21 protein-coding genes, 1 tRNA gene and 1 riboswitch are annotated in these 22,279 nt (G+C 58.1%); of the genes, 9 read left to right on the top strand and 13 right to left on the bottom strand.

The genetic code is table 11. The annotated features are described in order from the left end of the window. Positions 1–5 precede the first annotated feature (5 nt). The 5 genes from K787_RS25125 to ccoG all read right to left on the bottom strand — a co-directional run bounded on the left by K787_RS25125 (position 6) and on the right by ccoG (position 5,701). Positions 6–635 (bottom strand): hypothetical protein, encoded by a 630-nt coding sequence (locus tag K787_RS25125; RefSeq protein WP_022963937.1) that lies wholly within the window; start codon positions 633–635, stop codon positions 6–8. Positions 636–670: 35 nt separating this feature from the next. Next, positions 671–1,843 carry a 5-demethoxyubiquinol-8 5-hydroxylase UbiM gene (ubiM, locus tag K787_RS0116590; RefSeq protein WP_022963936.1) on the bottom strand — a complete coding sequence of 391 codons (1,173 nt, stop codon included), beginning with the start codon at positions 1,841–1,843 and terminating at the stop codon, positions 671–673. 204 nt (positions 1,844–2,047) lie between these two features. Continuing rightward, a complete protein-coding gene (locus K787_RS0116585) occupies positions 2,048–2,752 on the bottom strand; it encodes a class I SAM-dependent methyltransferase (protein ID WP_022963935.1) in 705 nt (234 codons plus the stop codon). Positions 2,753–2,856: 104 nt separating this feature from the next. After that, the gene (mapR, locus tag K787_RS0116580) at positions 2,857–4,266 is read right to left on the bottom strand and encodes a GntR family transcriptional regulator MpaR (protein ID WP_022963934.1); all 1,410 of its coding nucleotides are present in this window, start codon (positions 4,264–4,266) and stop codon (positions 2,857–2,859) included. 31 nt (positions 4,267–4,297) lie between these two features. Next, entirely contained in the window at positions 4,298–5,701 is a 1,404-nt protein-coding gene (gene ccoG / locus K787_RS0116575) for a cytochrome c oxidase accessory protein CcoG (RefSeq protein WP_022963933.1), read from the bottom strand. Positions 5,702–5,981: 280 nt separating this feature from the next. Between ccoG and nirA the strand changes: the two genes are divergently transcribed. Both nirA and K787_RS0116565 read left to right on the top strand, forming a co-directional pair. Beyond that, positions 5,982–7,649 carry a nitrite reductase NirA gene (gene nirA / locus K787_RS0116570; protein ID WP_022963932.1) on the top strand — a complete coding sequence of 556 codons (1,668 nt, stop codon included), beginning with the start codon at positions 5,982–5,984 and terminating at the stop codon, positions 7,647–7,649. After that, positions 7,646–8,152 (top strand): DUF934 domain-containing protein, encoded by a 507-nt coding sequence (locus tag K787_RS0116565; RefSeq protein WP_022963931.1) that lies wholly within the window; start codon positions 7,646–7,648, stop codon positions 8,150–8,152. The genes nirA and K787_RS0116565 overlap by 4 nt, the downstream gene beginning before the upstream one ends. Before the next feature lie 53 nt (positions 8,153–8,205). Here the strand turns inward: K787_RS0116565 and K787_RS0116560 are convergent, their stop codons facing one another. From K787_RS0116560 to K787_RS0116550, 3 genes are all read right to left on the bottom strand, one after another. Then, positions 8,206–8,631, bottom strand: coding sequence for a GNAT family N-acetyltransferase (locus K787_RS0116560; protein WP_022963930.1), 426 nt, complete (start codon positions 8,629–8,631; stop codon positions 8,206–8,208). A gap of 119 nt (positions 8,632–8,750) precedes the next feature. Further along, complete coding sequence (locus tag K787_RS23465) at positions 8,751–9,992, bottom strand: MFS transporter (protein ID WP_022963929.1); 1,242 nt, start codon at positions 9,990–9,992, stop codon at positions 8,751–8,753. Continuing rightward, a complete protein-coding gene (locus K787_RS0116550) occupies positions 9,989–10,432 on the bottom strand; it encodes a RidA family protein (RefSeq protein ID WP_022963928.1) in 444 nt (147 codons plus the stop codon). The genes K787_RS23465 and K787_RS0116550 overlap by 4 nt, the downstream gene beginning before the upstream one ends. A gap of 87 nt (positions 10,433–10,519) precedes the next feature. On the opposite strand from K787_RS0116550, the gene soxR reads away from it, so the two are divergent. Next, on the top strand, positions 10,520–10,987 hold the full coding sequence (gene soxR, locus K787_RS0116545) for a redox-sensitive transcriptional activator SoxR (protein WP_022963927.1): 468 nt from the start codon (positions 10,520–10,522) through the stop codon (positions 10,985–10,987). Positions 10,988–11,027: 40 nt separating this feature from the next. Here soxR and K787_RS0116540 read toward each other — a convergent pair whose 3' ends face one another. Both K787_RS0116540 and K787_RS0116535 read right to left on the bottom strand, forming a co-directional pair. After that, complete coding sequence (locus K787_RS0116540; RefSeq protein ID WP_022963926.1) at positions 11,028–11,420, bottom strand: globin; 393 nt, start codon at positions 11,418–11,420, stop codon at positions 11,028–11,030. A 155-nt stretch (positions 11,421–11,575) separates the two neighbouring features. After that, a tRNA-Arg gene (locus K787_RS0116535) sits at positions 11,576–11,652 on the bottom strand. Positions 11,653–11,851: 199 nt separating this feature from the next. Between K787_RS0116535 and K787_RS0116530 the strand changes: the two genes are divergently transcribed. Then, positions 11,852–12,286, top strand: a complete 435-nt coding sequence (locus K787_RS0116530) for a c-type cytochrome (RefSeq protein WP_152486859.1) — start codon at positions 11,852–11,854, stop codon at positions 12,284–12,286. A 52-nt stretch (positions 12,287–12,338) separates the two neighbouring features. On the opposite strand, the gene rep is transcribed toward K787_RS0116530, so the two are convergent. Then, positions 12,339–14,351: a DNA helicase Rep gene (gene rep / locus K787_RS0116525; RefSeq protein WP_022963924.1), complete on the bottom strand. Its 2,013-nt coding sequence runs from the start codon at positions 14,349–14,351 to the stop codon at positions 12,339–12,341. Positions 14,352–14,515: 164 nt separating this feature from the next. Between rep and K787_RS23460 the strand changes: the two genes are divergently transcribed. Next, positions 14,516–16,210, top strand: a complete 1,695-nt coding sequence (locus tag K787_RS23460) for a putative bifunctional diguanylate cyclase/phosphodiesterase (protein WP_022963923.1) — start codon at positions 14,516–14,518, stop codon at positions 16,208–16,210. Positions 16,211–16,228: 18 nt separating this feature from the next. On the opposite strand, the gene K787_RS0116515 is transcribed toward K787_RS23460, so the two are convergent. Together K787_RS0116515 and K787_RS0116510 are read right to left on the bottom strand one after the other, a co-directional pair. Next, the gene (locus tag K787_RS0116515) at positions 16,229–17,737 is read right to left on the bottom strand and encodes a YifB family Mg chelatase-like AAA ATPase (RefSeq protein WP_022963922.1); all 1,509 of its coding nucleotides are present in this window, start codon (positions 17,735–17,737) and stop codon (positions 16,229–16,231) included. A 31-nt stretch (positions 17,738–17,768) separates the two neighbouring features. Next, positions 17,769–18,026 carry an accessory factor UbiK family protein gene (locus K787_RS0116510; RefSeq protein WP_022963921.1) on the bottom strand — a complete coding sequence of 86 codons (258 nt, stop codon included), beginning with the start codon at positions 18,024–18,026 and terminating at the stop codon, positions 17,769–17,771. Positions 18,027–18,539: 513 nt separating this feature from the next. Here K787_RS0116510 and glnK point away from each other — a divergent pair. The 4 genes from glnK to K787_RS0116485 all read left to right on the top strand — a co-directional run bounded on the left by glnK (position 18,540) and on the right by K787_RS0116485 (position 22,267). Further along, on the top strand, positions 18,540–18,878 hold the full coding sequence (glnK, locus tag K787_RS0116500) for a P-II family nitrogen regulator (protein ID WP_022963919.1): 339 nt from the start codon (positions 18,540–18,542) through the stop codon (positions 18,876–18,878). A 53-nt stretch (positions 18,879–18,931) separates the two neighbouring features. Then, positions 18,932–20,182, top strand: a complete 1,251-nt coding sequence (locus K787_RS0116495; protein WP_022963918.1) for an ammonium transporter AmtB — start codon at positions 18,932–18,934, stop codon at positions 20,180–20,182. A gap of 173 nt (positions 20,183–20,355) precedes the next feature. Next, positions 20,356–20,826 carry a hypothetical protein gene (locus tag K787_RS0116490; protein WP_022963917.1) on the top strand — a complete coding sequence of 157 codons (471 nt, stop codon included), beginning with the start codon at positions 20,356–20,358 and terminating at the stop codon, positions 20,824–20,826. A 276-nt stretch (positions 20,827–21,102) separates the two neighbouring features. After that, a riboswitch (guanidine-I (ykkC/yxkD leader) is annotated at positions 21,103–21,207 on the top strand. A 52-nt stretch (positions 21,208–21,259) separates the two neighbouring features. Beyond that, positions 21,260–22,267: an ABC transporter substrate-binding protein gene (locus tag K787_RS0116485; RefSeq protein WP_022963916.1), complete on the top strand. Its 1,008-nt coding sequence runs from the start codon at positions 21,260–21,262 to the stop codon at positions 22,265–22,267. Positions 22,268–22,279: the final 12 nt, after the last annotated feature.

The following is a 22,279-nucleotide window of genomic DNA, read 5'->3' as shown; positions in this document are numbered from 1 at the left end:
CTCGATTATGACCATGTAATTGGGGTCAGATGAACATACTCTCCTGACTCTTTGCTGATCGCGCTGGTTTTCCTGATCTGACTAGCACCAGCAACTAGCATACGTAACCAGTCACGACCATCCAGCGCGGTATTGTCAGGATCAAGCTCAAGGGCTCGGCTTGCGCGCTCGATATCGGCGATCGCCACGAATGGAGGGGCGGCGCCATTGTTTTGATCGTCGAGAAATGGCCCTGCCTCAGTGAGTCGCCCCCAGCGGTCGGGGCAGGAATCGCCGAACACACCAAACATGTCTCGACCACCGGATGGGTACTCAGAACCCGCGAACGGATAGATGCTCGGGTCGATCTGTACTTGGCTCAGAAGAGGATTCTTAAGGGCTTTAGGGTCATGTTCGTATTCGAACTTCTCTGCCGTGTTGAGCGATGCATTAGCATCGAGTCGCTGAGGCTGCTCCAGCTGGACGGTACGGGGCGCAGGGGCTTCTTGAATCCTTAGGTCTTTCCGCAGTTCTGCGAGCTTCAGGTTGTCGGTTATCCGAGCTGTGTTTTTGGCACGTGCAGCGCGAGTCGGTTTTTTGTTCTGTAGAAGTTTGGCGTCCTGAAGGTGCCGACCAAGTTCGTCCGAAGCAGCCACCCGGCCATAACGACTAATTTAATGGCAGTTACCCCTCAGCCATGACTAGTCAAATGCCGCGCTATCCCCCGCTTGAGTGGCTGAGCCTGCTGCGCCAACCGCAGCCCGGCATTGCGCAGCAGGCGCATGGGTAATTTGTCGCTGGTGTAGCACTCCACCAGCAGGTTGGTGGCCTGGTACAGCGGCCAGGTCGCCAGTCGCTGCTGGCGCTGGTAGCGCTCCAGTAGTGCTGGTGCGGCCAGGTCCTGGTTGCGGGCGTGGGCGGCCAATAGCAGTTTGCTTAGTCGTTGTACGCTGGCCAGTCCGAAGTTGAAGCCGTGCGCGGTGACCGGGTGCATGCCGACGGCGGCGTCGCCGATCAGGGCGCAGCGTGGGCCGATCATCTGGCGGGCGTAGGCACCAACCAGGGGGTAGGCATGGCGGGTACTGACCAGTTGCATGCGTCCTAGTCTATGGTCGAAGCGCTCGGCCATTTCAATGGCGAACTGCGCCTCGTCCATCTGTTGTAGCTGGGCGATCTCGCGTGGGGGTAGCGTGACGACCACGGATGACTGTCTGCCGTTGAGTGGCAGCAGTGCCAGAGTCTGGCCGTAGCCGAACCACTCCCACGCGGTTTGCTGATGGTCTTCTTCGTGTTGCATGCGGCACACCAACATACTTTTGCCGTAGTCCTTCAATTGCGCACCTATTCCCAGCATGCGGCGGGTTTCGGAAAAGCGACTGTCGGCGGCAACCAGCAGTCGGGTTCTTATCACCTCACCATTGGGCAGGGTCAGCTCGACGGCGTCGGGCTGTTGTTTGATCGCCTTGATATCGGCCTCACTGCGTAGCTCGGTATCGGCTGCCGCAAGCAGGCTCTGATAGGCCGCACGGCGGATGGCATGGTTAGCGACCAGGTGGCCCAGGCGATCGGCACCGGTCTGCTGGGCGTTGATCTGCAGGGCAAAGGCTGAAGGCCCATTGAATACCTTGGCGTCACGCAGTACAGCAATATCCTGCGCGTCCAGGCGCGACCAGATATCCAGTTGCTCCAGCAGTGCTTGCGAGCTATGCGTCAGGGCGATTTCGCGACCGTCGAAGGCGGGCTCGGCCAGCGCGGCTTCGGGCTGGCGCTCCAGCAGGAGCACGCTCAGCCCGTGGCCAGACAAAGCACGGGCCAGGCACAGCCCGCTGGGGCCAGCACCGATGATGGCGATATCGTAGGTCATATTGGGGTCTCCGTACGGCTGCGTAAAACGGCAGTCTGGCCATTATTGGCGTACGGTGCATTGCTCTGGGTCAGTGTGAGGTGTGCTTTGAGATTGTTGGCAGCTCAACTGGGCAAGCACGCCTATCCATTGTTGTGGCTCGGAGGACACAAAGCTTACTGCTAGCTAAGTTTTGTAGCTCCCGGGCTACATCAGCAGCCGCTCTCAGCAGTCGCCTCGTTGAGCGCTAAACCACGCATGCATCAGCCCCGCCTGAAAGAACTGCACAGGCACCTCAAATCCTGCTGATGCTATCAAGTCTGCAACCTGGTGCGCGGGCAAAATGGCTACGTCCTTGGCGTAAGCGGCGCGGGCGCGCTCGATTGCCTCTTGAGGCACGTCCGAGGAGGACATCAGTTTCAGCCAGCCGCGCAGCAGCGTCTGATAAGCTGGGGAGTTGGTATCGGCCGCCAGGTCGGCGTTTGCCAGCAGGCCGCCGGGCTTGAGCCGCCGAGCAATGTCGTGGAAGAAGGCGGTGCGGGCTGACGGGTCGGTGAGGAACTGGGAGACCAGCAAGCAGGTAGCCCCATCGTAGCGCGGTTCGGTGGCCAAGGTCTCGAGATAGCCCTGGTGGAAGCTGCAGCGCGAGAGGAAGCCGTCTTGTGTCGCCCGCAGGCGGCAAACATCGAGCATGGCGCCCGAGGGATCCAGGGCGGTGAACTGCCAGTGGGGAAAGCGGCCAGCCAGGTAGGCCATTTCCACCCCGGTGCCGGCGCCAACGCAGAGTATTCGGGCGTTCTCCGGCAAGCCACTGAAAAGAGCATCGAGCAGCAAATGCAAACAGTCGCGAATGGGTGTCATACCCGCCCATTGCTGGTCGTAGTTGGCGGCCTGTTGGTCGAACAAGGCCTTGAGTTCTTCATTGCGCATGGGACGCCTGCTCTCTGTTTGGTAGGACCCGCGGCGGTGATCGCGGCGACTCTTTCAGTATCCCACTGCTGTCAAGACCTGCCTCAGACGCACTACGTTAATAATCAAAAAGACCGTAACATCCGCCCCAACAACTCCATCGCCTGCTCACTTTCTGCCCCCCAAGGATGCCCATAGTTCAACCGCGCACAATGCCGAAAATCCTGGCTGGCGGAGAAGATGGGGCCGGGTGCGAGGCTGATGCCCTGGGCCAGAGCGAGCTTGAACAGCTGTAGCGAATCGACGTTGCCTGGAAATTCAAACCAGAGAAAGTAGCCGCCTGAGGGGCGGGTTACGCGAGTGCCTTGGGGAAAGTGTCGCGCTGCGGAGGCGAGCATGGCGTCCTGTTGGGTTTCCAGGGCATAGCGCAGTTTGCGTAGATGGCGATCGTAGTTGCCGTGTTGCAGGTAGTCGGCGATGGCGGTCTGCGCGGGTACTGAGGGTGAGAGGGTGGTCATCAGTTTGAGACGCGCTATACGTTCGGCGTAGCGACCACCGGCAACCCAGCCGACGCGATAGCCGGGTGCCAGGCTTTTGGAGAAGGACCCGCAGTGCATCACCAGGCCTTGGGTATCCAGACTCTTGATCGGCTTGGGCGGCCGTTCGCCGTAGTAGAGTTCGGCGTATACGTCGTCTTCAATCAACGGTACCTGATGCTCGCATAGCAGGTTGTAGAGTTCCTGTTTGCGGCTGTCATTGAGGCTGGCGCCGACGGGATTCTGAAGGCTGCTCATAAACCAGCAGGCCTTGATCGGCAAGCTGGCCAGGCGTTCACGCAGTGTTTTCAGATCGACCCCGTCACGCGGGTGTACGGGAATCTCCACCGCTTTGAGCTGTAGTCGCTCCAGCACCTGCAGGCAGGCGTAGAAGGCGGGTGATTCGATAGCAACCAGGTCGCCAGCCTGGGTGACGCTTTGCAGTGACAGGTTGAGTGCCTCAAGGGCGCCGTTGGTGACAACCAGTTCTTCCATCGGCAGCATGACGCCGCTGACCATGTAGCGCAGGGCAATCTGGCGCATCAGGTCGGGGTTGCCAGCGGTCATGTCGGCAATGATGTCGTGCGGCGACAGTTTGCGCAGGCTTTGCGTCATCGAGCGCGCCAGGCGCGCTAGGGGAAACAGGTCAGGGCTGGGGAAAGCCGAGCCGAAGGGTACCGTGTGCGGATTCTTCAGCGAACCGAGCACGGAAAACACCAGCTCACTGACGTCCACATCCGTGGTCTCCTGAGCCGAGAGATCCAATCTGGGCTCCGGTGTGGGTAGGCCTGCCAAGGCACGAACAAAATAGCCTGAGCGCGCACGGGCCTGAATCAGGCCTCTATCCTCAAGCAAATAATAGGCTTGAAACACCGTGGATGGGCTGACGCCATACGTTTTGCTGGCATGGCGAATCGATGGAATCTTTTCACCCGGAGTAAGGATACCGTTGCGAATCAGTTCGGCAATATCGTCAGCCAGTCTTTCATAGCGTTTCATTGGTACTTCTCGATTTAGCGTACTACAGCCTTTAGCGTCTGACTGGCGCCAGGAAGGTGGAGTCGGTAACGACTGCCTTGGCATCGTTAGCCACAGCCGACAGAACGAAGCTTATCTCTTTTCTAGGGTCAGGCCATTGCTCACCGTCCCAGACCACGCTGACCGGTAGGTCGAGAATGTCTTCGGCATCCAGGTCGAGCATATCTGGTGACACCAGGCGAAAACCTGCCGGCGCGTCCAGGCTAATCTGATAGCGTCCAGGCTGCTGGCGCTTGTTGATGACTTTCAAACTGTACGCATTTTCCACTTGGCCCGCGCCATTCTGACGAAACAGGTTGCGGTCGCGGGTGACATCGATGGACATCAGCGGGCGCTCTACAAGGGCGACGATAAACAGCCCGATCATGACCGCCAATACGCCGGCATAGCCGACTAAACGGGGCCTCAGCCAGTGAGTTTTGCCACCCTCCAGGGCGCTTTCCGAGGTGTAGCGAACCAGCCCGCGCTCGTAACCCATTTTGTCCATCACGCTGTCGCAGGCATCAATGCAGGCGGCGCAGCCAATACATTCGAATTGCAAGCCATTGCGGATGTCGATGCCGGTTGGGCATACCTGTACGCAGAGTGTGCAATCGATGCAGTCGCCAAGCCCCTGCGCGGTGGGGTTGCTGCCTTTGCGCCGTGGGCCGCGCTGTTCTCCACGCTCGGGGTCGTAGGAAATGACCAGCGTATCGCGGTCAAACATGACGCTCTGAAAGCGCCCGTAGGGGCACATGTCGCGGCACACCTTCTCGCGCAACCAGCCGGCATTGATGTAGGTGGCAGCGGTGAAGAAGAACAGCCAGAACGCCGCTTGCGAGCCCAGGTCCAGCGTCACCAGATTATGTGTCAGCTCGCGTACTGGGGTGAAATATCCGACAAAGGTGAGTGAGGTGAGCAGGCTGACGCTTAGCCAAATGGCGTGTTTGGCACCACGGCGCAGGATCTTGTTGGCTGACCAGGGCGCGGCGTCCAGCCTCACACGCTGATGACGGTCGCCTTCGGTGACTTTCTCCGCCCACATAAAGACCCAGGTCCATACGCTCTGCGGGCAGGTGTAGCCGCACCAGATGCGCCCGGCAGCGACGGTGATGAAGAACAGTCCGAAGGCGGCAATAATCAGAATGGCCGAGAGCAGAATCAGGTCCTGCGGCCAGAAGGTCGCGCCGAAGATATGGAATTTACGATTGACCAGATCCCAGAGCACGGCCTGACGCTGATTCCAGGTCAGCCAGACGGTACCAAAAAACAGTGCAAAGAGTGCACCTGCGCCGAGTAGCCGGAAAAGCCGATAGCGGCCACTGAAGGCTTTGGTGTGGATAGGTCCACCGGAGCCGGCAGGGGTGTTGCGCACGGCGGCGGCATCGATGATCTTGGCGGGAATTTTCTCGCTCATGCTGGTACCCCATCATTCGTTATCAGGCTGATGCGGATGATGAGCAGTCCTGCTGATACGAAACAGGCTCAGATTTTGGAATAAAAACCATATCAGGCGTGGCATGAGGTCGCAGGCATGGTTGTATGGAAGGCGAAAAAACTTCGCTGCATAGCTGCTTTCGATGGGTCGGTACGTGGCATCTGATATGGTTTTGTCGGCCTAATCTGAGCCTGTTTAGGTGTCAGCGAAAACGTCATAGTGCGCCTTCGAATCAGCTGTAGCAGGAGGCGATGAGCGCATGTACCACTATGATGACTACGACCGGGCCCTGGTGCGCGAGCGGGTTGCCCAGTTTCGTGACCAGGTCGAGCGCCGTCTGAGTGGTGAGCTGACAGAGGAAGAGTTCCTACCACTACGATTGCAGAATGGCCTCTACCTGCAGCGTCACGCCTATATGCTGCGGGTCGCGATACCCTATGGCACTCTATCGGCAGACCAGTTGCGCGCACTGGCTCATGTTGCCAGCGAGTTCGACCGGGGCTACGGCCACTTCACTACGCGGCAGAATATCCAGTTCAATTGGGTTGAGCTGGAGCAGGTGCCGGACATTCTAGAATGGCTGGCCGAGCATGACATGCATGCCATTCAGACCTCGGGCAACTGTGTGCGCAATATCACTACCGAGGCCTTTGCCGGGGTGGCCGCCGATGAGTGGCTGGACCCGCGCCCGCTGGCAGAAATTCTCCGGCAGTGGTCGACCGTCAATCCTGAATTCCTGTTTCTGCCGCGCAAATTCAAGATCGCGCTGAATGCCTCGGCTGAAGACCGTGCTGCTATTCAGGTGCACGACATCGGTCTATACGTCTATCGGCAGCAGGAGGAGTTGAAACTGCGCGTCATGGTCGGTGGCGGGCTTGGGCGTACGCCGATCATTGCCAAACAACTGCGTGATGACCTGCGCTGGGAGGATGTACTGTCCTACGTCGAGGCGATCTTACGGGTGTATAACCGCCACGGTCGGCGTGACAACAAGTACAAGGCGCGGATCAAGATACTGGTCAAGGCGCTTGGCATCGACGCCTTTGCGGCGGAAGTGGAGCGCGAATGGGAACAGATCAAGGACGGCCCAGCACGTCTGACGCTGGCCGAGTATGAACGGGTCGCCGAATCCTTCCAGCGCCCGGCCTATGCCCCGCTGGCAGACGTCGATCTGGAGCACGGTGCCCGGTTGAGTCAGGAGCCGGCTTTTGCCCGCTGGGTCGAGCGCAACGTGATGGCGCACAAGGTGCCGGGCTACAGCAACGTGGTGCTCTCGACCAAGCCTGGCCTTGCCGCGCCGCCAGGTGATGTGACGGCCGAACAGATGCGCCTGATCGCCGACTGGTCGGAGCGCTACGGTTGCGGCGAGATACGGGTCGCGCACGAGCAGAACCTGGTATTACCGGATGTACCGCGCACCTCTCTGTTTGCCCTCTGGCGCGAAGCCCTCGATGCCGGGCTGGCTACCGCCAATATCGGCCTGTTGACTGATGTGATTGCCTGTCCGGGTGGTGACTTCTGTGCACTGGCCAATGCGCGTTCGATCCCCGTTGCCCAGGCGATTCAGGACCGCTTCGAACGACTGGATTATCTGCATGACCTGGGATCACTGAGCCTGAACATTTCCGGCTGCATGAACGCCTGCGGCCATCACCATATAGGCAACATCGGTATTCTTGGGGTCGATAAGAACGGTAGCGAGTGGTACCAGTTGACCCTGGGCGGCAGTCAGGGCCAGCAGGCCGCATTGGGCAAGGTGATCGGACCGGCCTTCGCCGCCGAGGAAGTACCCGAGGTGATCGAGCGTATTACCCAAGTGTATCTGCAGCAGCGGGAGGGCGATGAGAACTTCCTGGATACGGTCAATCGTGCAGGCTTGGAGCCCTTTCGTGCTGGGGTGTATCGCGGCGAGGAGGTAGCATCATGATCAACCTGATTCGGCTGCAGCAGGACGGGGCGCAGATCATCGCGGACGACCCCTGGCAACTGATGCGCAATGACGAAGGTCCCCTGGTGACCAAGGCGATTCTACCTGTGCAGTGCTGGGCGCAGTGCCAGAGCGATGCTGTGCTGCAGGGGCGTGAGGTGAGCAGCCAGGGCGTGCTCTTGCAACCGGATGACGAGCCCGACGCGCTGTTGGACTGGTTGCCTGTGTTACCCCTGATCGCGATCGATTTTCCCAGCTTCCGCGATGGTCGCGGCTACAGCCAGGCCTATTTGCTGCGTACTCGGTTTGGCTGGCAGGGCGAGCTGCGCGCCGTGGGTGATGTGCTGCGCGATCAGCTATCGCATATGCGGCAATGCGGTTTCGACAGTTTTGCTGTGCGTGAGGACAAATCGGTAGAAGATGCGCTCAAGGGGCTGCAGGGATTGAGTGTGCTGTATGGCCGTTCGGTGATTGAGCCACTCCCCCTGTTTCGCCGCAGATAATCCTGCTGTCCGAAACAGGGGGAGCGCCGTGGGGCAAGCAGTTTTCGTGCACGTCAGACCAGGCGTTTCTGAAAAAAGTACCTCTGATGACCCGGCGGAAAATCATCAAGCTGACCGAACCGGGTAAAGCCGTGTTTCGGATAGAACTCGGGAGCCTGGAAGTCGAAGGTGTCGAGCCAGATGCCGACGCAGCCTTTTTCGCGTGCCAGCTCTTCGGCCATGTTGAGCAACTTCGAGCCTGTACCCTGCCCTCTGGTTTGCTCAGGTACGGCCAATAACTCGATGAACAGCCAACGGTAGAAAATGCCACCATAAAGGCCGCCAAGGATTTCGTCGGTATGCTCATCGCGGACCAGCAGGGCAACTTTCTCTGGTTGGGGGTCACCCGCTTGCGCAACATTGTAAGTGTGTAGGGGGCGGAGGATAGCTGAGTACTCAGCTTCTCCTGGGTTTACCGCTATCTCGATACGTGTGCTCATTCGCTAGCCTTGTGGATATAGTCACTCATGTGAACAGGTTAGGCATGGATAGCTTGGGCCGTCGATCACCGCGACCGGCTTTAAGCCGTGATTTGCTTAACGTGTAGTTTAACGCACTGTCAGGCTGGAATGACTCGGGCTGACGGTGCGGACTGGCGCCGCACCAGACGCTGGTCATGCAGCAGCACCAGGCAGGCGAGTATGCCGAACGCGGCACCTACTGCGCATGTTGCGACCCAGCCGCCATGGCTCCAGGCCAGCGCACCCAGTGCCGAACCACTGGCGGCGCCGGTGAAATAAGCGGTCATATACACGGCGTTGACCCGTGCCCGGGCCTGCGGAGCCAGTTGGTAGATGACGCTCTGATTGCTGACATGCACCGCTGGCAGGGCCACATCCAACAGCAACAGCGCCAGCAGGAACCAGTACAGATTGCCGTCACCAAGATAAAGCCCAAGCCAACTGAGCAGCAACAGGCCCAGTGCGCCGGAACTAACGACCTGTCCCCGGCCTCTATCGGCCAGCCGCCCTGCCAGATTGGCGGTCATCACACCGGCAATACCGAGCAGACCAACCAGCCCTATCTGGCTGTCGCTGAGGCCATAACCCGGCCCGGAAAGCAGCAGCGCCATGGTCGAGAACAGCACGCTGACCGAGCCAAATACCAGACCGCCAAGCACCGCCCGGCTGCGCAGCCGGGGATGGGCGATGAGCAATTGTACCAACGAGCGCAGGGTGGCCGCGTAGCTGGCCGGGTGAGCATTGCGCGCTCGTGGCAGTACTAGCCAGAGGGCTCCAGCGAGCAACAACATAAGCACGGCGGTAAGGCGATATACAGTGCTCCAGCCGTCCACCTCCGAGAGCAGGCCCGCAGCAGTGCGCGCTAGCAGAATGCCGGCAAGCAGACCACTCATTACCAAACCAACCGCGCGACCGCTACGCGCCGGATCGGAAAGGTTCGCGGCCATGGGCACCAGGATCTGTGCGGCGACCGAAAAGAAGCCGGTGATCAGAGTGCCAACCAGCAGCATGCTGAAGTTCTCTGCGTAGCCACTCAGTAATAGGCCCAGGGCGGCGGTCAGCATCAGGCCGACCACAAGCCCGCGTTGCTCCAGTTTGTCGCCCAGCGGCACCAAAAACAGCAGGCCGACGGCGTAGGCCACTTGCGATAGGGTTACGGTCAATGCCGCTAACCCCTCGCTGATGCCGAGCGCCAAGGCAATGGAGTTCAGTAGTGGCTGGTTGAAGTAGTTGGCCCCGGCACATAACCCGGTGGCCGCTGCCATCATTAACAGCACCCCGGTGGACAGGTATTGACTGGCGGCGTTTGCCCCGGTGGTTTCGCTGCGGAGCTGCGTCATGCCGGCATCACTTCACGCGCGGCGAGACTGGCGACGGCATCGATCTCGATAAGCATGCCGTCCAGAGCCAGACGAGGTACGGGTATCAGGGTGCAGGCGGGGGTCGGACGGCCGGCCCAGGCCTCATTGATGGTCTGGCTGATTAGCCTCAGGCGCTGCTCATTATGACCCACAACCAGAATGGTCAACCGCGCGACGTCCTGCAGTCCTGCCTCTGCCGCCGTCAGCGCGGTAACCAGGTTGGCCAGCGATTGCCGCAGTTGAAGCTCAAACTCAGCGGCTAGAACGCCATTGGCATCTTCACCCCCTTGCCCCGAAACAAACACCCAAGAACTCTGCCCGGGCGTCAGTACTACATGTGAGTAGCCGTTGGGGGTGGGGTCATAAAGCCCGGCAGGGTTTAACATGGTCAGTTGGCTGGCGTTGGTTTGCTGCTGCATGGGGTGCTCCGTGGTCGTTGTGAGAAAGCCGCGAGAACTTTAATATCTCAACATAACTTGAGGTCAAGGGCTTTTTCGGAGGTAAATATGCGACAAGTCAGGGAGTCGGATTCCGGCACACTCAAAGGGACCAGTCTAGGTATTGGAGAGGTGGCACTGCGCAGTGGTTTGACGGTATCTACCTTGCACTTCTACGAATCCAGAGGCTTGATCAAGGCATTTCGCAGTGCGGGTAATCAGCGCCGGTATCCGCGCTCCATACTGCGGCGGCTGGCGGTAATCAAGGTGGCTCAGAAGGTGGGCGTACCTTTGGCTGACATTGCCGAGGCGCTGCAGGCACTGCCTTCCGAGCGCACTCCGGGGGTACGGGACTGGCGACGTCTCTCGCGACACTGGAAGCAATCACTCGATGAACGTATTCATGCACTGACCCAGCTACGCGATCAGCTCGATGGCTGCATTGGCTGCGGTTGCCTGTCACTCAAAGCCTGCCCGCTGCGCAATCCAGAGGACGACCTGGCCGATGACGGGCCCGGGCCGCACTTCCGTGACTAGCGTCCGGGGCTCCGTTGATGTTGTGCTCAATGGGATTCGATCAATATCCTGACTTGATGACATCAATGCCTTTGCGCAAGACTTCCGCCCAGGCATGTTTAATGGATGTGTCGAAACTACTATCGTGCTGCTCAATGGTCAGCAGCAGTGACTCTAGCCAAAGTTCGTACAAGTGTGGCTGTACATCCAATTTGCCACGCGAATGCGACTCGGCCAGGGCTTTGAGCTTGGTTGGCGGCAAACCCCGGGAGTACAGGACCAGGTTGAGGATGCCCTGGCGCAGCAGCTGTTTCTGCGCAGGCATGTTTGTATTGACGAACTTCTCCCGAACCTCCTCTGAGGAGTCCAGAAAGCGTTGGTAGAAGTCATCAAAAAAACTAGCGGAAGCACAGCAGCGGCCGTAGCTCTGCATGACGATTTCATCGGATCTCAAACGACTCTCCTCAAATGATGGATGCATGGTCTCTGCCCCGTCGTGGCGCTTCGTCCAAATCGCGGTGCGATTTGCCGGACGAGGAGGTCTCGTCTGCCGTTGTGTACTTCAATCAAACGAAAAGGCCCAGCATATGCTGGGCCTTTTCGTTTGATTGGTGCACCCGACTGGATTCGAACCAGTGACCACTGCCTTCGGAGGGCAGTACTCTATCCAGCTGAGCTACGGGTGCGTTACAGGGGCGCAATAATACGCATTGATTGGGTCGGCGTCCATGCCCTGCGTGCAGGTGGGAGTATTTCTGGGGCTGCGACCTGATGTCGCCGGTTACAGTTGCTATTTTGTTGGCTGCGGGTTTACCGGTATACTCGCTCGCACTATACGGGTATAGCCATCAAGCCCGACGGATTAGCCATGATGAGGATGTTTAAGTGATGACTGCGAAAAGAATCCTGGTTGCCTGTGCAGCTACGCTTGTTCTGGTGGCTGGCGGTGCGTTTGCAAATACGATCCATGACGCCATTGCTGAGCGTCTCAAGCCGGTCGGTACTGTTTGCATGGCGGGTGATCCCTGCGCTGAAGAAGTAGGTGTTGTGGCTTCTGCCGGTGGTGAAGGTGGAGCGCGTTCGGGTGAGGCGGTTTATGGTCAATACTGCACGGCTTGCCACGGCTCAGGCATTTTGCAAGCGCCTAAAACCGGTGATGCCGCTGCCTGGGAAGCGCGTTTGGCCGCTGCCGGTAGCCTGGATGCCTTGACCCAGTCAGCTATTGCTGGCGTTGGTGCGATGCCACCCAAAGGTACCTGTGCTGATTGCACCGATGAAGAAATTCTGGCTTCCATTCAGCATATGTCTGGCCTGGAATAACCTCAGCGCTGCATGAAAAGCCACCCGAGGGTGGCTTTTTTGTGGGCGGGATTCAGCTTTTTGGGCCGAGCATGCCGCGAATGTCTGATAACGCCGAATTGCCCCTGGCCTGTTTCTGCTCTGGCGGCGCATCGTCGGTGCCTTCCCATTCCAGGTCTTCGCTGGGCAGCTCGTCAAGAAAGCGGCTGGGCAGGCAGTCAATCACTTCGCCAAACTGCCGGCGCCGCGCTGCGTAGGTGAAGGTCAGCGTACGTTTGGCGCGGGTGATGCCAACATAGGCCAGCCGCCGTTCCTCTTCTACGCTGTCGGCTTCGATGCTCGAGCGGTGCGGGAGAATCTCTTCTTCCATGCCGATGATAAATACGTGCGGGTATTCCAGGCCCTTGGATGCGTGCATGGTCATGAGCTGCACGCGGTCGGTGTCTTCCTCTTCCTCGTGGCGCTCGAGCATGTCGCGCAGCACCAGTTTGGCGATGGCGTCTTCGATATCGGTCTTGCCGGTTTCATCGCGCTCTATGGTGTTTTTCAACGCTTCAACCAGAACCCAGACATTGCCCATGCGCTTTGCGGCGACGTCATCGCTGGAGCAGTTCTGGCGTAGCCAGTTTTCGTAGTCCAGATCGGTGACCATGCTGCGCACGGCCTCAATGGGATCGCCCTGGGTACACTGTTTACGCACATTGTCGAGCCAGTGGCCAAAGCGCTGCAGGCGTTCGCAGTAGCGCGGCTCCAACTGCTCGGCCAGGCCTAGTTCGCTACAGGCTTTATATAGGCTGATCTGTCGGGTGGTGGCGTAGGTGCCGAGTTTTTCCAGCGTGGCTGGGCCAATTTCCCGGCGCGGCACGTTGATCACTCGCAGCAGGGCGTTGTCGTCGTCCGGATTGACCAGCAATCGGAAGTAAGCCATCACATCCTTGACCTCCTGGCGGGCGAAGAAGCTGGTGCCGCCGGACAGGTGATAGGGGATCTGATGATGCTGCAGCTTGAGCTCGAGCAGGCGGGATTGATGGTTGCCGCGGTAGAGAATGGCAAAGTCCTTCCAGTCACGCTTGTGCTTCAAGTGTTGGGTCTGAATGTCGGTAGCGACCCGTTCGCATTCCATTTCTTCATTGCGGCAGCGGATCACGCGAATCGGTTCACCGTAGCCCAGTTCACTCCACAATTGCTTCTCGAACACGTGCGGATTGTTGGCGATCAGGGTATTGGCGGCCTTGAGGATACGGCTGGTCGAGCGGTAATTCTGTTCGAGCATGACCACTTTCAGCGCCGGAAAGTCTTCCTTGAGCTGTGCCAGGTTCTCCGGGCGGGCGCCACGCCAGGCGTAGATCGACTGATCGTCATCGCCGACCACGGTAAAGCGCGCCTGATTGCCTACCAGCATCTTGACCAGCAGATATTGGCTGGCGTTAGTGTCCTGGTATTCGTCTACCAGCATGTAGCGGATGCGGAACTGCCATTTTTCCAGGATATCGGGATGCTCGCGGAACAGGGTTACCGGAACCAGGATCAGGTCGTCGAAATCCACCGCGTTGTAGGCTTTGAGCGTGCGGTTGTAGTGCATATACACGCTGGCCGCAGTTTGTTCCTGCGGCGTCTTGGCCTGGGCCAGCGCCTGGTCGGGCATGATCAGGTCGTTCTTCCAGCTGGAAATCTGTGACTGGATGCCCTCGGTGCCGTCGTCGGCGCCATAGTCGCGGTGCATCAAGTCGGTGATCAGCGCTTGCGCATCTTGCTGATCGAAGATTGAGAAGCCTGGCTTGTACCCAAGGCGCTGGTGTTCCTTGCGGATGATGTTCAGCCCCAGATTGTGGAAGGTCGAGACTGTCAGGCCGCGCGCGTCTTTGCCTTTGATTAGCATGCTGACACGCTCTTTCATCTCGCGTGCGGCTTTATTGGTGAAGGTCACCGCGACGATGTTCTGCGCCTTGAAGCCGCATTCGCGCACCAGATAGGCGATCTTGCGGGTGATCACGCTGGTCTTGCCACTGCCGGCACCGGCGAGCACTAGCAGCGGCCCACTGATGTCATTGACGGCTTCCTGCTGACGCGGGTTAAGGCTGGCCACCGGCGGTTTTCTCCTCGATTGTGGGGCTAAATGACGTTAAATCGGACTGCATATAGGATATTTGGCTAAAAAGCGCCTTGGTTATTGCTCATTTTTTAGATATAACCTACTTTATAAATACGATCTATATAGCTAATTTATATGGATCATTCGGAGAAACGAGTTTGGCTTCTGAGCGTCAATTGCTGCGTATTGTGCTGCTTGACACCGATCCTGGCGCGTCGGTGCAGCTGTGCCGTCGTCTCATGTCGCTCAGATCCAATCCGTACGAGCTGGTTCGGGCCGATAGCTGGTCTGCGGCTCGGCAACTGCTGGCTGAGGGCGACGTCAAAGCCATATTGGCGCGCCCCGCCTTCCTGCTTCAGGACTGGGAAGCGCCGGTGCCGGTGATTCATTTGGCCAGCGAGCCAGAATTTGATCAGAACCTGCATCAGGTAGATGACAGTATCTGGGACCAGGCCAGTGCCGGCGAACTGATCCGCTGCCTTAAATACGCTATCGAGCGGCATGATCTGCAAACGGCTATCAACCATGCCTCCAGTTACGATGCCCTGACCGGCGTCTGCAACCGGCAAATGGTGCAGGACCGGCTTACACTGGGTATGCGCCGCGCTCTACGCACCAACCAGCCGCTGGCAGTGCTGTTTATCGATCTGGATAACTTCCGCCATGTTAACGATACGCTGGGTCACGGTGCCGGCGACGTCATCATACAGGAAGTGGTTACCCGGCTGCGCCGGGTTTTGCGCAATACCGACACCGTCGGGCGCATGGGCGGCGATGAATTCGCAGTGATCGTCGAGGATTACGCCCGCGCCAGCAATCTGTTACAGATTGCGCAAAAACTGACCAGTGAAATGGCTGAGCCGTTTTTTGTTGAAAGCGAGAGTTTGCTGCTGGGCTGCAGTATCGGCATCGCTACTTACCCAGAGGCTGGGCAAACCGTTGATAGCCTGATGCTGCACGCCAATATGGCGATGTTGCAGGCCAAGGGGCAGCGCGGCTGTAACTACCATTTTTACGATGACCGCATCAATCTGCAGGCCAATAACCTGATCGAGTTCGAAACGGCGCTGCGCCAGGCGCTGCGGCGTAACCAGTTCGAGCTGCATTATCAACCACGGGTCAACTTGAGCACTGGCAAGATCGTCGGGCTGGAAGGGCTGATCCGCTGGCGGCATCCTGAGCGCGGCTTGCTGGGCCCCAACGAATTTATTCCGCTGGCGGAGGAAACCGGGTTAATCGTGCCGATGGGTTACTGGGTAATTGCCCGCGCCTGTCACGACCTGGCTCAACTGCAGCGGCGCAAGATGCCGCCGATTCACATCGCGGTAAATGTGTCTTTTCGGCAGTTCCAGGACAGCCAACTGTTACCCACGGTCAAACGGCTGCTGGAAAAAACCAGTATCGATCCGCGCTGGCTGGAGTTTGAGCTGACCGAGACAGCGGTGATGCAAAATCCTGATCAGGTCCTGATGACCATGCAGGGTATGGCAGGCTTGGGTGTGCGTTTCTCGCTGGATGATTTCGGTACCGGCTTTTCCTCTTTTATGCATTTGCAGCGTTTGCCGATTGATCTGTTGAAGATCGATCGCAGCTTTGTTAAAGGCATTGATGCGGCGGGCTCTGACCGCCAGTTGGTCAATGCCATGATCGACCTGGGCCATAGCCTGGACCTGGAAGTGGTCGCGGAGGGTGTCGAGCAGCGTCAGCAGCTTAACGCGCTGCGGCAGATGGGTTGTGATCAGGTGCAGGGCTTCTTTATCAGCCCTGCAATGCCGTTCGAAGAGCTCTGCTACTTCCTCGATGCCTACCGCATGGGCCGAGAAGACCAGAAGGTCATTAGCGGAAACCTCTGATCTGTGTTGTTGGTCTACTCAACCCAATAAGCGCCGGTCCAACTGCCGATATTGTAGCGCCTCTGCCAAGTGCTGACGGCTGATCGAGCTCTCTCCGGCCAGATCCGCCAGTGTGCGGCCCACCTTCAGCACTTTGTGACTGGCCCTGCGTGACAGCCCCAGACGCTCGATAGCCTGCTCCAGCCATTGCCCATCTGCGTCGCTCAGTTGGCAGTGGTCTCGCAAACCGGCCAGATCCAGATGCGCGTTCAGGCAGGTCTGGCGGGCCAGTTGACGTGCTCTTGCCATGCTTACCTGCTTTGCTGCGCTGCTGCTATCGAGGTCGCCCTGGGTCTGGCCGGCGAGGCTGAAAGGTTCGTTATGCATGGCCAGGTGCAGGTCTATACGGTCGAGCAAGGGGCCGGAGAGTTTGCTGCGGTAGCGTTGCACCTGCTCTGGCGAACAGCGGCAACGCCCGGATGCGTCACCCTGGTAACCGCATGGGCAGGGGTTCATTGCGGCTATTAATTGAAAGCGTGCGGGAAAACTCAACTGCTCGCGCGCTCTGGCGATATGAATCACCCCGGATTCCATCGGCTCGCGCAGCATCTCCAATACCTTGCGGTCGAATTCCGGTAGTTCATCCAGAAACAGTACGCCCTGATGCGCCTGGCTTATCTCGCCGGGCCGGGGTTGGCTGCCGCCGCCAACCAATGCGGCAGCGGATGCACCATGATGGGGCGAGCGAAACGGCCGCACTGGCCAGGCTTGCAGCGGCTCGCTGCCACAGACCGATTGAATGGCGGCAACTTCCAAGGCTTCATGTTCGGTCAGCGCCGGCAAGATGCCCGGCAGGCGGCTGGCCAGCAGCGTTTTGCCGGTGCCGGGAGGACCAAAAAGCAGCAGATTGTGATTGCCGCTGGCGGCGACGATCAGCGCGCGTTTGGCCTGAGCCTGGCCCTGCACATCGATCAGATCAGCGAGCCCGGTAGCCGCCTGGGGCTGGCTGTCAGTCGGAACCGGTTGCAACTGGCGTTCCCCGCGTAAATGTTCGCACAGCTGCAACAAGTGATCCGCGGCGATAATGCGCACCCCGCGCACCAGCGCCGCTTCGGCAGCATTGGCGCGGGGCAGCAGTAGCGTTCTTTGCTGTTCACGGCAGGCCAGCGCGGCGGGTAACACGCCCTGCACCGGGCGCAGTTCGCCGGACAGCGCCAACTCGCCAAGGCATTCGCAGTGTTCCAGGCTATCGGCGGGTATTTGCCCGCTGGCGGCCAGGAGCCCCAGTGCTATGGCCAGATCAAAGCGTCCGCCCTCTTTGGGCAGATCGGCGGGGGCGAGGTTGATGGTGATGCGTTTGAGGCTGGGAAAATCCAGGTTGGCGTTCTGCAGCGCACTGCGTACACGGTCCTTGCTTTCCTTGACGGCGGTCTCCGGCAGGCCGACCAGTGTCAGGCTGGGCATGCCATTGGCCAGATGCACTTCAACGGTAACAGCTGGCGCTTGTATACCCAGTTTGGCGCGGCTGTGAACAATAGCCAGAGACATGATCGCTCCTTGATCAGCCCGTCTTGGTAGCTCAGACGGACGGGGGTTGAGCGCGTTGCTCCATTTCGGCGACGCGCTTTTCCAGTGCCTCGAGCCTTTCGCGGGTGCGTTGCAGTACCACTTGCTGGGTCTCGAACTCATCGCGGCTGACCACGTCGAGTTTCGCCAGAGCACTTTGCAGAAGGCTTTTGAGGTGTTTTTCCATGTCCGGCGCAGGCAAGCCTTTTTCGCTCATCAGCAGGCGTGTGGCCTGGCTGCTTACCGCACCAATCAAGACTTTATGCAACATGACTGTACAACCTGTTAGCTGGCGATGAGGCCGCTCCAGGAGCGGTCCGGTTTGTGATTGCTGAGTCTAACATCCCGGTGTCTTCGCGTGCCATTTCCGCGCGCCTTGGATTTATGCCCGATATAAGGACGTCGCAAAAGCTAGGCGCACCAATACGGTGCGCTGATAAAAGCGAATGGCCAGGGTATGGCATGGGTTTCAGGCTTAACTGATTGAAATATAGCGATAAATGAAAACTGGCAGGCTTTCTGCAACGCACTTTACAGCTGAATTGGGCGGAGTAACCTTTTCGCGCATTCCGCCTCTGAGCAGCATGACTTTGCAAAAAGCCATCCAAGGAGCATAAGAAGATGAAGCAGTTGATAAAGGCTATGACAGCCGTTGCCCTGCCGGAGTGTGCTGCCGGTGCGGACGACTGCAACAACATCTGTGCATTGTCCGTTTCTAAAAGCCTCTAACTCGGCATAGACTGGTCCTGTCCCCCAGGGCAGTCCATCAATCGGGAGAAACAAAATGAAATTAGTAACGGCTGTTATCAAGCCTTTTAAATTGGACGACGTGCGTGAAGCACTCTCCGAAATCGGCGTTCAGGGCATCACCGTGACAGAGGTCAAGGGTTTTGGCCGGCAGAAGGGTCACACCGAGCTGTATCGCGGCGCAGAGTATGTAGTGGATTTTCTGCCCAAGGTGAAGATCGACGTGGCCATTGGTGACGACATGCTGGATCGCGTCATTGAATCCATTACCAAGGCGGCCAACACCGGCAAGATCGGCGATGGCAAAATCTTCGTGGTCAACCTGGAACAGGCTGTCCGAATCCGTACCGGCGAGACGGGCACAGACGCAGTCTGAGCAGTCACCTCGTTCACTGAATGCAGTAACTAAGCCTACATGGGGGGCTTATTATGGAAGATATCGTCCAAATCAAGTACGCGCTTGATACGTTCTACTTTCTGATCTGTGGTGCACTGGTCATGTGGATGGCAGCGGGTTTTGCCATGCTCGAGTCCGGTCTGGTTCGCGCCAAGAACACCACTGAAATTCTTACCAAGAACATCACGCTGTATGCCATTGCCAGCGTGATGTACCTGTTGGTCGGTTACTACATCATGTACTCCGGCGACGAGGGCGGCATCATGCCGAACCTGGGTCTGCTGATCGGTAGCGAAAATGCGGTCGAAGACGTGCTGGCAGGCGGCGATGACGCCCCCTACTACTCGGCTCGTGCTGACTTCTTCTTCCAGGTGGTGTTTGTTGCCACGGCGATGTCGATCGTTTCCGGTGCGGTAGCTGAGCGCATGAAGCTATTCGCCTTCCTGACCTTTGCTGTGATCATGACGGGCTTTATTTACCCGATCCAGGGTTACTGGAGCTGGGGCGGCGGGTTCCTGTCGGAAGCTGGTTTCAGTGACTTCGCCGGTTCCGGTATCGTTCACTTGGCAGGCGCCTCTGCGGCTCTGGCTGGCGTGATCATCCTCGGGCCACGTAAGGGCAAGTACGGCTCCAACGGTCAGATCAATGCGATCCCCGGCGCCAACCTGCCGCTGGCCACTCTGGGTACTTTCATCCTGTGGCTGGGCTGGTTCGGCTTCAACGGTGGTTCGCAGTTGATCGTGTCCAACATCGAAGACGCTAACGCAGTGGCTCAGGTGTTCGTCAACACTAACGCCTCTGCTGCCGGTGGTCTGATCGCCGCCCTGATTGTCGCTCGTATTCTGTTTGGCAAGGCTGACCTGACCATGGCGCTGAACGGTGCTCTGGCTGGTCTGGTTGCTATTACAGCTGATCCACTGTCTCCTGGTGGCTTCCAGGCTACTCTGATCGGTGCGGTCGGTGGTGTGCTGGTGGTGTTCTCCATTCTCGGCTTCGACAAGATCAAGATCGACGATCCGGTCGGTGCAATCTCCGTCCACGGTGTGGTGGGTATCTGGGGTGTGCTGGCGGTTCTGCTGACCAACAGCGATGCCACCATCGGCGGCCAGCTGCTGGGCATCATCTCCATCTTCCTTTGGGTGTTCATCACCAGCCTGATTCTCTGGATCATTCTCAAGGCGGTCATGGGCATCCGGGTTACCGAAGAGGAAGAGTACGGCGGTGTGGATCTTTCTGAGTGCGGTATGGAAGCCTACCCCGAGTTCACCAGCAGCAAGAAATAACGCTGACTGAGACTACTCATGCAGTACCCAACAGGGCGCCTTCAGGCGCCCTGTTTCGTTTCAGCGGGTAACCTGGCGCGATGCTCTCACGAGCTAGCCTTAACTCAGGCTAAACTAACCAGAGGGCATGGGGTCTTAGCGGTAACGCAACCTCATGTGGAATGGAGCTGAATATGGTGGATAAGAAAATGCAGGCAGAAACCTACGAGGAACTGATTGAGTGGACCGGTGCACTGCACCGCAATCTGGCTGAACGTCTGGAGCAAGGCATGACCGGGGAGTCAGGTGAAAAGGCCAAATGGTTGCTCGAGTATCTGGCTGATCATGAGCGCAAACTCAATGATGTGGTGAGCAAGATCAAGCAGCACGGGGATGCTGGCGCACTGCACACCTGGTTGTACGAGCATCTGAGTGAAAAGCTGCCAGCCGACAAGCGTCAGACGCTGTCTTTTGTTGGCCTGGGTTTTGAGGAGATCAGCGAAGAGATTTTTGCTATCCACAACCAGTTGATAGAGCTTTACCGTTCTGCTGCAGGGCGCGCTCCAACCCCTGAGGTACGCGAGTTGATGGAAGAATTGTTGGCGCTGGAAGAGCATGAAACGCTGCTTCTAGCCAAGCAGATTGATAGCGTGCGGGCGATGTGATTGCTGCGCTTTGTTTTAGAAAGAAACCGCGCCCAGTATGTTTCGTTTGAGAGCTGCAATCCTGCACCGTTGCAGGGAGAGGCTGCACTCAGATCGGGCGCTATTCTTTTGCTGAGCGGTAGGTCGAGGCCTTATCCAGGCAAGTTATGCCAATAACATGCTGAAATTGTTAAAGATAATTCCTTGGTGTGGAAAGCTGGCACCAAGCGTGCATTAGTATTCTGTGAAACGGGATGAGTCGGCATGACTCATGACGCATCACACAATAGGAGTGGTACCTAGGCGAACTAGGGTTCCGGTCTGACGCAGTCAGATGTCTGGTCCGAGAGTTTTCCGGTTCTCAGGATGAGAGCTACACGGCGGGATAAAAGCCCGGGAGATCGTCATGACGACGCGTCCCCGTGCCTTTTTCTCACCGAGTAGGAGTTGGACCATGACCGCCCCACTGATCCGTTCTATCCGCAAGACCCTGGTTGGCGCCAGTCTGGCTGCCGCCGCATTGATGTCTCCCCTTGCTGCGCAGGCAGATGATTCGCTGACCATAGGTACCGTGGTTTGGGCCGGTTATGGTCCCTTCTATGTTGCCGACAAGCTGGACTTGTATGAACAGTTCGGCCTGGATGTGAATCTGCAGTTTTTCAACGATCCGGCCTTAATTCCCTCGGCTATGGCTAGCCGGGCGGTGGACGGCGGCATGCTGACCTATGACCAGGTCGTAGGCTCGGTCGCAAAGGGGCTCAAGCACCGGGTGGTGATGCCGATCGATTTTTCCGATGGCGGGGACGCGATCGTGGCGGACAAATCCATCACTTCTGTTGCCGACTTCAAGGGTAAGCAAGTGGGCTACAACCCGCTGTCGCCTTCCGACTTCCTGCTTGCCTATGCGCTGCAGGTCAATGGTATGAGTGAAGTGGATATTCGTCCGGTCAACATGACTCCAGAGGCCATCCCCAGTGCCATGGCCTCGGGTAATCTGCCTGTGGGTGTGACCTACGAGCCCAACGTGTCGCAGATCGTGGGGATGGGTCAGGGTGAACGTTTCCATGTGGTCTATTCCTCGAAGGAGGCGCCTGGCCTGATCACCGACGTACTGGTGTTCGACGAGAAAGTCATTGCCAACAACAGCGCTGCCATTACCGCGATGATCAAAGGCTATCAGGCAGGGCTGGAATACATGGCCGCAAACCCCGAGGAGTCCGCCGTCATCATTGGTGAAGTGCTGGGTGTCAGCGGCGAAGAAGCGATCGAGCAGATGGAGGGTGTTTACAACATTCCATTGAGCGAAATGGCGCGGAATTTTGAAGAGTCCGAGTCGACGATGTCGTTCTTCGGTAGTGGCGCGGTCATTGCCGATATTCTGATCAAGAACCAGCAGATCAGTGTAGCACCTGACTTCGCCGATACCTTTGATGCCAGCCTCGTTGAAGCCCTGAACAAATAACCTGGGCCGCAT

The sequence above is a fragment of the Halopseudomonas pelagia CL-AP6 genome (assembly GCF_000410875.1).
GTDB lineage: Bacteria > Pseudomonadota > Gammaproteobacteria > Pseudomonadales > Pseudomonadaceae > Halopseudomonas > Halopseudomonas pelagia.
The sequence above is the reverse complement of the archived record's forward strand: the minus strand, read 5'-3'. Positions and strand labels throughout refer to the sequence as shown.